This window comes from Tatumella citrea (assembly GCF_002163585.1).
GTDB lineage: Bacteria > Pseudomonadota > Gammaproteobacteria > Enterobacterales > Enterobacteriaceae > Tatumella > Tatumella citrea.
Map to the genome: position 1 here is coordinate 3,316,560 of NZ_CP015579.1, position 14,141 is coordinate 3,330,700.

At 51.0% G+C, this 14,141-nt stretch carries 3 protein-coding genes, 1 tRNA gene and 3 rRNA genes; 1 reads left to right on the forward strand and 6 read right to left on the reverse strand.

Translation table 11 applies throughout. The features are described from left to right. The first annotated feature begins 202 nt into the window (after positions 1-202). Positions 203-5,221 (forward strand): autotransporter outer membrane beta-barrel domain-containing protein, encoded by a 5,019-nt coding sequence (locus A7K98_RS15865; RefSeq protein ID WP_087489431.1) that lies wholly within the window; start codon positions 203-205, stop codon positions 5,219-5,221. A gap of 83 nt (positions 5,222-5,304) precedes the next feature. Here the strand turns inward: A7K98_RS15865 and A7K98_RS15870 are convergent, their stop codons facing one another. From A7K98_RS15870 to A7K98_RS15900, 6 genes are all read right to left on the reverse strand, one after another. Then, positions 5,305-6,522 carry a glycosyltransferase gene (locus tag A7K98_RS15870; RefSeq protein ID WP_087489432.1) on the reverse strand — a complete coding sequence of 406 codons (1,218 nt, stop codon included), beginning with the start codon at positions 6,520-6,522 and terminating at the stop codon, positions 5,305-5,307. 77 nt (positions 6,523-6,599) lie between these two features. Next, positions 6,600-7,862, reverse strand: coding sequence for an MFS family transporter (locus A7K98_RS15875; protein ID WP_087490548.1), 1,263 nt, complete (start codon positions 7,860-7,862; stop codon positions 6,600-6,602). Positions 7,863-8,993: 1,131 nt separating this feature from the next. Next, a 5S ribosomal RNA gene (rrf, locus tag A7K98_RS15885) occupies positions 8,994-9,109 on the reverse strand. Positions 9,110-9,280: 171 nt separating this feature from the next. Beyond that, a 23S ribosomal RNA gene (locus A7K98_RS15890) occupies positions 9,281-12,184 on the reverse strand. Positions 12,185-12,375: 191 nt separating this feature from the next. Next, positions 12,376-12,451 (reverse strand) — tRNA-Glu (locus tag A7K98_RS15895). An 86-nt stretch (positions 12,452-12,537) separates the two neighbouring features. Continuing rightward, positions 12,538-14,079: ribosomal RNA gene (locus tag A7K98_RS15900) — 16S ribosomal RNA — on the reverse strand. Together the 16S, 23S and 5S rRNA genes with 1 tRNA gene alongside form the textbook arrangement of a ribosomal RNA operon. Between the last annotated feature and the right edge of the window lie 62 nt (positions 14,080-14,141).

Consider the following 14,141-nt stretch of genomic DNA (forward strand, 5'->3'; position numbering starts at 1 on the left):
GGCTACACACAGCTGAGAAATAGTCACACTACGACCATTCAATCATTATTATTCGGGGAGGTATTTATTAATACCCACCACCGCCTCATTAATAATAATTTAATTGTTGCAGGCATTCATTTTCTATTTCACAGATTCGTAATAAGAATAATCATTAACAGGGAATGTCCTGTAATGATGCATGGATACGGATGAAAATTAAATGAATAAAATATACCGGTTAGTATGGTGCCAGGCCAAAAGAGCCTGGGTAGTCTGTTCTGAACTTGGCAGTCGCCAGGGAAAAGGTCGTAGCAGATTAGTCGTTACTGCGGCATTAGCTGTTTCAGCAATACCAGTCAGTGCTTTTGCTACCTGTACCTCAAGTAATGGAACCAATACTAATGGTTTTAGTGGTTCCTATATTCAGAATGCTATAATTGATTGCAGTTCAGATACAGCAACTACTACGATATCAGGCTCCTATGCCGGATACGGGTCATTACTGGAGTTTAGTCCTAAAATAGCAGCAGAAACCTCTCAGGTATTACGCTGGACCAATGCCAGTTCCTCTACCGCGATGGAAATTAATGTCGATGACGGAGTTACCGTGACTGGTTCAGGGTTGACACGTCCTGTGCTTTATTCCCGAACTGGCTATTACACCACTAATGGCGACGGAACTTCAGTAGTCGCCAGCTGGATCACTCCGGATGCGCGTGCCAGCATGTCAATTACCAATAACGGAACAGTTAATTACACCGGTACTTCGAGTACCAGTAGTCTGGATTTTGGCAGCGCTATTGGTATGGACGCGGATGACAGCCCGGTCGATCAGTTAATTACGAACAATGGTACAGTCAATTCATCCTCGGCCTGGGGAATTTCATTCAGGGATGCAGCCACCAGCTCATCCAGTGCGTTTCGGGCGCTCAGTACCTACGCCTACTCCTATAATAATATTGTGGGGTTAACCAATAACGGAACCATTTCCCAGACCGGCTCATTGAGTTCATCATCGTCTAACGTGTTGAAGGCGCATGCTTCAGCCGTTGAGTTACTGGTTCCGTCAGCTGCCCAGGCTTATGTTGTTAATAATGCAAATGCATCAATTTCCAGCAGTAATATTGGTGTGGATATACTGACAACTAAGCAAGTGGCAAATGCTTATATTACCAACTCAGGATCCATTACTTCATCCGGTACCGGAATTAATCTTAATCCGTTAACGTTATCAAGCCTGGTGCTTACTCCCTATCTGACTACCTTAACCAATAATAATGGTGCGATAATCAGCGGCAGTAATTACGGGGTATATAACGCCGGTACTATTGATACGTTTAATAACTACGGAACCATTTCCGGCACAGGTACTGATGCCGTGTATTCAACCAGTGGAATCCTGACTAACGGGCTGAATAACTACGGCAGCCTGGTAGGTAATGTTGCTTTGGGAACCAATACCCTCAATTTACTGGCATCTTCTGATGCAGTTGTATCAAACCCCACTATCGCAGGAAATATTACCGGTACCACTGGCTCTGTGATAAACATTGGCAGCACATCCGATGTGACCTCGTTCAACCATGCTGCCGGCGATAATGCCAGTGTTTCGCAAATCAATCTGGCGAAGGGCAGTACATTAACGCTTAATGACGGTTCCACCTGGGCAGCCAGCGCCAATTCTGAATCAGCGATTAACCTCCTGGGGACCTTTATCAGTAATGGCAGTACCATGCTCGATGGTAATGTGACCACCGATACCCTGATGCAACTTAATTCCACGGATTCAACACCTTCAACCCTGACCATCGGCGGTGATCTTACTGCGTCCGGAGCGACTATCGACCTGGCGAATGGTGTGGCGGGCGATAAGATGGTGATTTCTGGAAACTATACCACCCAGAATAATACCTGGCTGATGGACTCATATCTGACCGGTACAGGGCAAAGCACCGATAACGAATCTGATGGCAAATCTTATACAGATACTGTCGAAATTAAAGGGAACGTTACTGGCAGTGGTTATGATCAGGTCTGGATTAATAACCTGAATATCAATAACCCTACCGGCCAGGAATCTCTTGAACTGATCAAAGTTGACGGAAGTTCTGACGGCGAATTCCTGTTACAGAAAAGGGTCGTAAAAGGTAATTACGAGTATCTGTTAAATCAGCATGCCGATGATGGTTCATGGTATCTGGAAAGTTATTCGATGACAGGTACAACAGGCGCGACCGGAGATACCGGGGCCACCGGAGATACCGGGGCTACAGGCTCTACCGGAGCCACCGGGGCGACCGGCTCTACCGGAGCTACTGGTGCAACAGGCTCGACCGGAGCCACTGGTGCAACAGGATCTACCGGAGCTACTGGCGCGACCGGTTCTACCGGAGCCACTGGTGCGACCGGCTCTACCGGAGCTACTGGTGCAACAGGATCTACCGGAGCTACTGGCGCGACCGGTTCTACCGGAGCCACTGGTGCGACCGGCTCTACCGGAGCTACTGGTGCGACTGGTTCGACCGGAGCTACTGGTGCAACCGGCTCTACCGGAGCTACTGGTGCAACAGGCTCTACCGGAGCCACTGGTGCGACCGGCTCTACCGGAGCTACTGGCGCGACCGGCTCTACCGGAGCCACTGGTGCAACAGGATCTACCGGAGCTACTGGTACAACCGGCTCTACCGGAGCTACTGGCGCAACAGGTTCGACTGGATCTACCGGCGCTACAGGCTCTACCGGAGCTACTGGTGCGACCGGCTCCACCGGAGCTACTGGTGAGACCGGCTCCACCGGAGCCACCGGAGCGACCGGCTCTACCGGAGCCACCGGGCCTACAGGCTCTACCGGAGCTACGGGTGCAACAGGTTCGACCGGAGCTACTGGCGCGACTGGCTCTACCGGAGCCACTGGTGCGACCGGCTCTACCGGAGCTACGGGTGCAACCGGCTCTACCGGAGCCACTGGTGCGACTGGCTCTACCGGAGCCACTGGTGCGACCGGCTCTACCGGAGCCACTGGTGCGACTGGCTCTACCGGAGCTACTGGCGCGACCGGTTCTACCGGAGCTACTGGTGCAACAGGATCTACCGGAGCTACTGGCGCGACCGGTTCTACCGGAGCCACTGGTGCGACCGGCTCTACCGGAGCTACTGGTGCGACTGGTTCGACCGGAGCTACTGGTGCAACCGGCTCTACCGGAGCTACTGGTGCAACAGGCTCTACCGGAGCCACGGGTGCGACCGGCTCTACCGGAGCTACTGGCGCGACCGGCTCTACCGGAGCCACTGGTGCAACAGGATCTACCGGAGCTACTGGTACAACCGGCTCTACCGGAGCTACTGGCGCAACAGGTTCGACTGGATCTACCGGCGCTACAGGCTCTACCGGAGCTACTGGCGCGACCGGCTCCACCGGAGCTACTGGTGAGACCGGCTCCACCGGAGCCACCGGAGCGACCGGCTCTACCGGAGCCACCGGGCCTACAGGCTCTACCGGAGCTACGGGTGCAACAGGTTCGACCGGAGCTACTGGCGCGACTGGCTCTACCGGAGCCACTGGTGCGACCGGCTCTACCGGAGCCACTGGTGCGACTGGCTCTACCGGAGCCACTGGTGCGACCGGCTCTACCGGAGCCACTGGTGCGACTGGCTCTACCGGAGCTACGGGTGCGACCGGCTCTACCGGAGCTACGGGTGCAACAGGCTCTACCGGGGCTACTGGTGCGACCGGCTCCACCGGGGCTACTGGTGCGACCGGCTCTACCGGAGCTACGGGTGCGACCGGCTCTACCGGAGCTACGGGTGCAACAGGCTCTACCGGGGCTACTGGTGCGACCGGCTCTACCGGAGCCACTGGTGCGACTGGCTCTACCGGAGCTACTGGTGCGACCGGCTCTACCGGAGCTACGGGTGCAACCGGCTCTACCGGAGCCACTGGTGCGACCGGCTCCACCGGGGCCACCGGTGCGACCGGCTCTACCGGAGCTACTGGCGCAACAGGTTCGACTGGATCTACCGGCGCTACAGGCTCTACCGGAGCCACTGGCGCGACCGGCTCTACCGGAGCCACTGGTGCGACTGGCTCTACCGGGGCCACCGGGGCCACCGGTGCGACCGGCTCTACCGGAGCCACTGGTGCAACAGGCTCTACCGGAGCCACTGGTGCGACCGGAGCTACAGGAGCTACAGGAGCTACAGGTGAGACTGGTGCGACCGGTGATACCGGCACAACAGGCGATACCGGAGCCACCGGAAACAGTGGTTCAACAGGCAGCAGTGAACCGCATCTCCCTGTTTATCGTCCGGAAACGGGCAGCTATGCTGCCAACGCCTGGAGTGCTAACCATATGTTCTCTATGTCCCTGCATGATCGTGTAGGTGAAAACAACATTATGGGTCAGGGCAAAGACAGTAATCTGGCTAACAGCTTCTGGATTCGCAGTACCGGAAAACGCACCGAGAGTAATGCCTATGGTCAGCTGAATACACGTATATATGATACTTCTGTAGAAATGGGTGGCGATATAGTCCAATGGGACGTGAATCAACAACGTTTCCATCTTGGTCTGATGGCAGGTTATGGGAACAGCGACAGCAAAACCCGCTCCTCAGTCACCGGTTACAGCTCGAAAGGTGAGCTTAATGGTTACAGTGTCGGGATGTACCTGACCTGGTTTGAGAATGCAGCGGATCAGTCAGGATGGTATACCGACACCTGGTTGCGCTGGAATGATTTTAATGCCAAGGTTTCCGGTGATCAGTTCCAGGAAGAAAAATACCACCTGCGCGGTATTACCGCGGCATTTGAAACTGGTTATGCCTGGAAAGTCACAGGCAACGATAAAACCAGCTTCTGGATCATGCCACAGGCTCAGATTACCTACCTCGGGGTGACCTCTGATGACTTTACAGAACAAACCGGAACCAAAGTCACCGGAAATGGCAAGGCAACAGAGACCAGATTAGGCGTACGCAGCTACATAACCTCACTGAGCAGGGATGGTTTTATTCAGCCTTATGTTGAATTTAATCTCAAAAATAGCAGCAAGGACCAAACGCCACAGCTTGATGGCACTTCGGTCGCGGCTATCAGTGGGAAAACTGCCTTTGAAACTAAGGTAGGGGTTGAGGCTGCATTAACCCGCCAGGCAAGTTTGTGGGTGAATACATCCTATACCACGGGTAGCCATAATTATCAGACTTTACAAGGCAGTGTCGGATTTAAACTGAAGTTCTGATATTGAAGCACATTGTACTCAAATGCTGATCAGTTCACTGGTCAGCATTTTTTTGCGTTTAATTCCGGGAAATATACCAGTAGTTAACTTAATAAACTTAAAAGTTCTGCTACATGTGTATGCTGAGAGTATTTATCCAGACTGAGGCGAAGTAATTTTTTGTTGCGCAGTGAATCTGATTGCAGGTTGACCGGTAAATCACGGAGCACGGCTATTGCTCTTAAAGCCATATTTTCATTTCTGTCATCGAGCAGCAGTTTCCTTGCATAAAAATAGCTGGCAGAAAAATCCTTTACTTTGAATGCATTGATCATCAGTTCATAATCAATCCAGTAATGATAAATATCATGATTAACGAACAGAAAATTACCTTCCGGAATTTTTACTTTCTTAGCCATCAACGCAAACTGATAAGCCAGATGATGTTTTTCCAGATGGTTATAGATCCTGGCCAGATGATAGAGACTTTCCGTCCGTAGCGGATTTTCCTGATAAGCTTCCAGCAGAAAAGGAACTGCCGCAGAAATATCAGACAAACGTTCATACAGCAACCCGATACGCATCAGACTGTAATATTTTTCCTCGGAGAATCCCTGCTCTGTCAAACGCACTTTGTACCAGTGCAGTGCATTTCGATAGAGTTGCTGTCGGTTCTCTTCATCATACAACGCAGCATCGTGATAAGACTGTGCACAGTAAAACGCATAACGCGGCTGTAAATCCGGGTCTGCTCCTTTTTGGTAAGCTGCTTGCAGCACCTGAGCATCCCGAAGATATTTATCTTTTTGCAGACTCCGTGCACCTTTGCGTCCTGAAATTACCGTGTAATCACCACGAAGTGTTCCGGTATCTTTAACAGGATCTTCAATAAACTCATGTAACACTCCGCGCCATTTAAAGCGTGGGTCATTTTTTATCAGTAATTTTCGGAAGTAATATGTGGTTTTGCTTTCGTCACACATATTCATAAAGTAACTGTGTTGAGTCAGTTCTCCGGGATTAATTTCCCCTTCAAAAAAATCGTCTGCATCAAAAAAAAACACATAATCAGATTTCCCATGACAACGTTGTAATGCCAGATTCCGGTTATGGGCAAAATCTACCCATTCATCCTGGTAAAGTTCACCATTAATTCCGGCTTCATCAAAAAACTGGCGAATAATGTCACAGGTATTATCAGCTGAACCGGTGTCAGATATCACCCAGCAGGATATCGGGATATGTTGAATGATATTTTGCAGAGTCGCGGCAATAATAGCTGATTCATTTTTAACTATCATATTAAGGCAGATACTGCTCATTCCGGCTCCGTATCGCTCAGTAATCAGCGCTTTTTAGTATCAGGAATAACAGCCCCGGAGGGCTGTTTACTGACCGCTTAAAGTTCAATGCCTTTATTTTTTCTGTGCAGCCCTAAAGCTATCAGGAACGAAACCGCACCCATCACAGAAACATACCAGAAGAACGTGCTCTCTGTCCCGACATCTTTGAGCGTTAGCGCAACGTACTCCGCGGAACCACCAAAAATAGCGTTGGCTAATGCATAAGGTAACCCGACACCCAGTGCCCTGATTTCTGGTGGAAACATTTCCGCTTTAAGCACGCCGCTAATCGCAGTATAAAAACTGGTAATTAACAGAGCTACCACGATCAGAAGTAAGGTAAATCCGCTACTGTTGCCTGGTATTTTCAGTAATGTCAGCAGAGGAACAGTACATAACGTTACCCCGGCACCGAAGATCAGCATAGAAGCACGACGGCCAATTTTATCTGAAAGCGCTCCGATAACCGGTTGAAGGATCATATAGATAAGCAAGGCACAAGTCATAATCAGACTGGCCGACTTCACATTAAACCCGGCAGTATTCACCAGATACTTCTGCATATAAGTGGTGAAGGTATAAAAGCTGAGAGAACCGCCGGCTGTAAATCCAATGACCATAAGGAAAGGACGCCAGTGGTGAGTCAAAAGCCCTTTCAGGCTACCAGCATCTTTATGCTGCCGGTTTTTTGACTCTGAGGTCTCATGCAGAGAACGGCGTAACCAGACGGCAATAATGGCCAGTACCGCGCCAATGATAAAAGGAATTCTCCAGCCCCACGTCCGTAACTCATGATCAGATAAAATCTGCTGCAATACGACAACAGTTAATACCGCCAGCAACTGGCCACCAATCAGAGTGACATACTGGAATGAAGCGTAAAAGCCTTTGCGCCCTTTAACCGCCACCTCACTCATATAAGTTGCGCTGGTACCATACTCCCCCCCGACGGATAGCCCCTGTAACATACGGGCCAGCAGCAGCAGTGCTGGTGCTGCAACGCCGATTGAGGAATATGAAGGCAGACAGGCAATAACAAACGAACCAAAGCACATCATACACACAGAGATCAGCATCGAATTTTTACGGCCGTAGCGATCCGCAATGTAACCAAACAGCCAGCCACCAATCGGCCGCATTAAGAATCCGGCAGCAAATATGCCTGCAGTTTTCAGTAACTGTGAAGTCGTATCCCCATCCGGGAAGAAGATATGGGCAAAATAGAGTGAGAAGAATGAGTAGACATAAAAATCAAACCATTCGACCAGATTGCCAGAGGAAGCTCCGACAATAGCTTTTATGCGCTGCATATTGGTCATAGGTTGTTGTGGATCTGCAGTAGCGGCCGCAGAGAGTTGGCTCTTTATCATGAGTGGCCTTAGTATTTTTTTAGATATTTATTGGTTATCCAAGCATAAGTATCGTAGATTTAAAGTAAAGCTTATTTATCGTTTTTTGTTATATTGAAGTTAAATTAAGCATGCCGAAAGCATAAGATAAGAAGAATCTGTATTTTTTCAGCAATAAACACGAAAATATGACTTTATGCTAAGTGATTTAACTAAAGAACATCAAAAAAATAAAATAATTATCCGAATAATTAATTAGTTAACTTTGATAAACTTCCTGAAAATGGACTGATCCTGGCCTCGTCACGGCAATAAAATTGCAAAATCATTGCATAATCATCCAGTTTCCCGATTGAGGCATGTTACCAGCCCTGTTTGCTGTAGTCTGCTAGCTGTGACTAACTAAGAAATCATACTCAACTATCCAAAAGATCTGCTTATACCCGTTGCCCGTATTTGGCTTTTGTTTTGCTGCATACTGATTCTGCGACAACTGCTTTGTATTGTTATTTCTGTCCGGGCTTTCTTCGCAAAACCAGCAGCGCAGTAGCTTTTTATTGTGCCGGTCTGTATTCGCGGTCTGTTATCTGTTATTTCCGGTACTCAGATACAAAAATGCAAAAAGACCATCCGTCAGGATGGCCTTTCTGTCTTACCGGATGTCTGGCAGCTGACGGCTCACTCCGTGAACCGCCCTTCGGGCCGCTGCCGCAGCCAGCGTTCAAAAGCTCTGCTTCTGTCCTGCTCCCGCCCGGGGAGACCCCACACTGCCACCGGCGCTGCGGCGTTTCACTGTGCCTGTTTGTTGTCTGATGAACAGTTTTTGGAAGTACAAATGCAAAAAGGCCATCCGTCAGGATGGCCTTTCTGTCTTATTGGATGCCTGGCAGTTGACGGCTCACTCCGTGAACCGCCCTCCGGGCCGCTGCCGCAGGCAGCGTTCAGAAGCTCTGCTTCTGTCCTGCTCCCGCCCGGGGAGACCCCACACTGCCACCGGCGCTGCGGCGTTTCACTGTGCCTGTTTGTTGTCTGATGAACAGTTTTTGGAAGTACAAATGCAAAAAGGCCATCCGTCAGGATGGCCTTTTTGTCTTGTTGGATGCCTGGCAGTTCCCTACTCTCGCATGGGGAGACCCCACACTACCATCGGCGCTACGGCGTTTCACTTCTGAGTTCGGCATGGGGTCAGGTGGGACCACCGCGCTCTAGCCGCCAGGCAAATCTTGGTGCACGGAACAAATCTTTTTCGTTCCCGCTAATTCTTAAAATCGCTCTGCTCTTGCGGAGAATACGTTCGTCCGCAGAACACTGCTAATTCTTAAATTGTTCTTTAATCTGGAACTTCGCTGAAAATTCTTTGCGTCTCTGCAAAACGCCTCTGGCGTTGTAAGGTTAAGCCTCACGGGTCATTAGTACCGGTTAGCTCAATGCATCGCTGCACTTACACATCCGGCCTATCAACGTCGTCGTCTTCAACGTCCCTTCAGGACTCTCAAGGAGTCAGGGAGAACTCATCTCGGGGCAAGTTTCGTGCTTAGATGCTTTCAGCACTTATCTTTTCCGCACTTAGCTACCGGGCAATGCCATTGGCATGACAACCCGAACACCAGTGGTGCGTTCACTCCGGTCCTCTCGTACTAGGAGCAACCCCCCTCAATTCTCCAGCGCCCACGGCAGATAGGGACCGAACTGTCTCACGACGTTCTAAACCCAGCTCGCGTACCACTTTAAACGGCGAACAGCCGTACCCTTGGGACCTACTTCAGCCCCAGGATGTGATGAGCCGACATCGAGGTGCCAAACACCGCCGTCGATATGAACTCTTGGGCGGTATCAGCCTGTTATCCCCGGAGTACCTTTTATCCGTTGAGCGATGGCCCTTCCATTCAGAACCACCGGATCACTAAGACCTGCTTTCGCACCTGCTCGAACCGTCACTCTCGCAGTCAAGCTAGCTTATGCCTTTGCACTAACCTCACGATGTCCGACCGTGATTAGCTAACCTTCGTGCTCCTCCGTTACTCTTTGGGAGGAGACCGCCCCAGTCAAACTACCCACCAGACACTGTCCGCAACCCGGATGACGGGTCTACGTTAGAATATCAAACATTAAAGGGTGGTATTTCAAGGATGGCTCCGTACGAACTGGCGTCCGTACTTCAGTGCCTCCCACCTATCCTGCACATCAAGGCTCAATATTCAGTGTCAAGCTATAGTAAAGGTTCACGGGGTCTTTCCGTCTTGCCGCGGGTACACTGCATCTTCACAGCGATTTCAATTTCACTGAGTCTCGGGTGGAGACAGCCTGGCCATCATTACGCCATTCGTGCAGGTCGGAACTTACCCGACAAGGAATTTCGCTACCTTAGGACCGTTATAGTTACGGCCGCCGTTTACCGGGGCTTCGATCAAGAGCTTCTCCTTGCGGATAACCCCATCAATTAACCTTCCGGCACCGGGCAGGCGTCACACCGTATACGTCCACTTTCGTGTTTGCACAGTGCTGTGTTTTTAATAAACAGTTGCAGCCAGCTGGTATCTTCGACTGGCTTCAGCTCCGGGAGCAAGTCCCTTCACCTACGCGCCAGCGTGCCTTCTCCCGAAGTTACGGCACCATTTTGCCTAGTTCCTTCACCCGAGTTCTCTCAAGCGCCTTGGTATTCTCTACCTGACCACCTGTGTCGGTTTGGGGTACGATTTCGTGTTACCTGGAGCTTAGAGGCTTTTCCCGGAAGCAGGGCATTTGTCACTTCAGTACCGTAGTACCTCGTCATCACGCCTCAGCCTTAAGAAGTTCCGGATTTGCCTGGAACCTCAGCCTACACGCTTAAACCGGGACAACCGTCGCCCGGATGACATAGCCTTCTCCGTCCCCCCTTCGCAGTAACACCAAGTACAGGAATATTAACCTGTTTCCCATCGACTACGCTTTTCAGCCTCGCCTTAGGGGTCGACTCACCCTGCCCCGATTAACGTTGGACAGGAACCCTTGGTCTTCCGGCGAGCGGGCTTTTCACCCGCTTTATCGTTACTTATGTCAGCATTCGCACTTCTGATACCTCCAGCAGACCTCACAGCCCACCTTCAACGGCTTACAGAACGCTCCCCTACCCAACAACACATAGTGTCGCTGCCGCAGCTTCGGTGCATGGTTTAGCCCCGTTACATCTTCCGCGCAGGCCGACTCGACCAGTGAGCTATTACGCTTTCTTTAAATGATGGCTGCTTCTAAGCCAACATCCTGGCTGTCTGAGCCTTCCCACATCGTTTCCCACTTAACCATGACTTTGGGACCTTAGCTGGCGGTCTGGGTTGTTTCCCTCTTCACGACGGACGTTAGCACCCGCCGTGTGTCTCCCGTGATAACATTCTCCGGTATTCGCAGTTTGCATCGGGTTGGTAAGCCGGGATGGCCCCCTAGCCGAAACAGTGCTCTACCCCCGGAGATGAATTCACGAGGCGCTACCTAAATAGCTTTCGGGGAGAACCAGCTATCTCCCGGTTTGATTGGCCTTTCACCCCCAGCCACAGGTCATCCGCTAATTTTTCAACATTAGTCGGTTCGGTCCTCCAGTTAGTGTTACCCAACCTTCAACCTGCCCATGGCTAGATCACCGGGTTTCGGGTCTATACCCTGCAACTTAACGCCCAGTTAAGACTCGGTTTCCCTGCGGCTCCCCTATACGGTTAACCTTGCTACAGAATATAAGTCGCTGACCCATTATACAAAAGGTACGCAGTCACACCATAAAGGTGCTCCCACTGCTTGTACGTACACGGTTTCAGGTTCTTTTCACTCCCCTCGCCGGGGTTCTTTTCGCCTTTCCCTCACGGTACTGGTTCACTATCGGTCAGTCAGGAGTATTTAGCCTTGGAGGATGGTCCCCCCATATTCAGACAGGATACCACGTGTCCCGCCCTACTCTTCGAACTCACGATGTGTGCATTTTCATGTACGGGACTTTCACCCTGTATCGCGCGACATTCCAGACGCTTCCACTAACACACACACTGATGATGGTTCAGGGCTGCTCCCCGTTCGCTCGCCGCTACTGGGGGAATCTCGGTTGATTTCTTTTCCTCTGGGTACTTAGATGTTTCAGTTCCCCAGGTTCGCCTCGTTAACCTATGAATTCAGTTAACGATGATGCACTGAGTGCACCGGGTTTCCCCATTCGGACATCGCCGGCTGTATCGGTTCATATCACCTTACCGGCGCTTTTCGCAGATTAGCACGTCCTTCATCGCCTCTGACTGCCAGGGCATCCACCGTGTACGCTTATTCGCTTAACCTCACAACCCACAGACGTCTTGCAACGACTATGAATCGTAAAAGTTTTTGAGAGACTCTGAATAACTTTCGTCATTCATTGTTTTCAAATTTTCAGCTTGTTCCGGATTGTTAAAGAGCAATATCTTAAACATGACTCGTAAGTCATCTTTAAGATAATTCGGTCGGTGACTTTCACTCACATACCAGCAAGTGGCGTCCCCTAGGGGATTCGAACCCCTGTTACCGCCGTGAAAGGGCGGTGTCCTGGGCCTCTAGACGAAGGGGACACTGAAGTCTGCTTCGGCAAGACGCCTTGCTCATACTTTCTATCAGACAATCTGTTGTGGACACTTCACGGGAACGTATCTTCAGGTAAGGAGGTGATCCAACCGCAGGTTCCCCTACGGTTACCTTGTTACGACTTCACCCCAGTCATGAATCACAAAGTGGTAAACGCCCTCCCGAAGGTTAAGCTATCTACTTCTTTTGCAACCCACTCCCATGGTGTGACGGGCGGTGTGTACAAGGCCCGGGAACGTATTCACCGTAGCATTCTGATCTACGATTACTAGCGATTCCGACTTCATGGAGTCGAGTTGCAGACTCCAATCCGGACTACGACGCACTTTATGAGGTCCGCTTGCTCTCGCGAGGTCGCTTCTCTTTGTATGCGCCATTGTAGCACGTGTGTAGCCCTACTCGTAAGGGCCATGATGACTTGACGTCATCCCCACCTTCCTCCGGTTTATCACCGGCAGTCTCCTTTGAGTTCCCGACCGAATCGCTGGCAACAAAGGATAGGGGTTGCGCTCGTTGCGGGACTTAACCCAACATTTCACAACACGAGCTGACGACAGCCATGCAGCACCTGTCTCAGAGTTCCCGAAGGCACCAAAGCATCTCTGCTAAGTTCTCTGGATGTCAAGAGTAGGTAAGGTTCTTCGCGTTGCATCGAATTAAACCACATGCTCCACCGCTTGTGCGGGCCCCCGTCAATTCATTTGAGTTTTAACCTTGCGGCCGTACTCCCCAGGCGGTCGACTTAACGCGTTAGCTCCGGAAGCCACGCCTCAAGGGCACAACCTCCAAGTCGACATCGTTTACGGCGTGGACTACCAGGGTATCTAATCCTGTTTGCTCCCCACGCTTTCGCACCTGAGCGTCAGTCTTTGTCCAGGGGGCCGCCTTCGCCACCGGTATTCCTCCAGATCTCTACGCATTTCACCGCTACACCTGGAATTCTACCCCCCTCTACAAGACTCTAGCCTGCCAGTTTCGAATGCAGTTCCCGGGTTGAGCCCGGGGATTTCACATCCGACTTGACAGACCGCCTGCGTGCGCTTTACGCCCAGTAATTCCGATTAACGCTTGCACCCTCCGTATTACCGCGGCTGCTGGCACGGAGTTAGCCGGTGCTTCTTCTGTCAGTAACGTCAATGCATAGCCGTATTAAGACTACACCCTTCCTCCTGACTGAAAGTACTTTACAACCCGAAGGCCTTCTTCATACACGCGGCATGGCTGCATCAGGCTTGCGCCCATTGTGCAATATTCCCCACTGCTGCCTCCCGTAGGAGTCTGGACCGTGTCTCAGTTCCAGTGTGGCTGGTCATCCTCTCAGACCAGCTAGGGATCGTCGCCTAGGTGAGCCGTTACCCCACCTACTAGCTAATCCCATCTGGGCACATCCGATGGTGTGAGGCCCGAAGGTCCCCCACTTTGGTCTTGCGACGTTATGCGGTATTAGCTACCGTTTCCAGTAGTTATCCCCCTCCATCAGGCAGTTTCCCAGACATTACTCACCCGTCCGCCACTCGTCACCCAAGGAGCAAGCTCCTCTGTGCTACCGTTCGACTTGCATGTGTTAGGCCTGCCGCCAGCGTTCAATCTGAGCCATGATCAAACTCTTCAATTTAAAGTTTGATTTGCTTAAACGAGTTAAGCGATGCTCAAGTGTAAAACATTCATAATGAATTT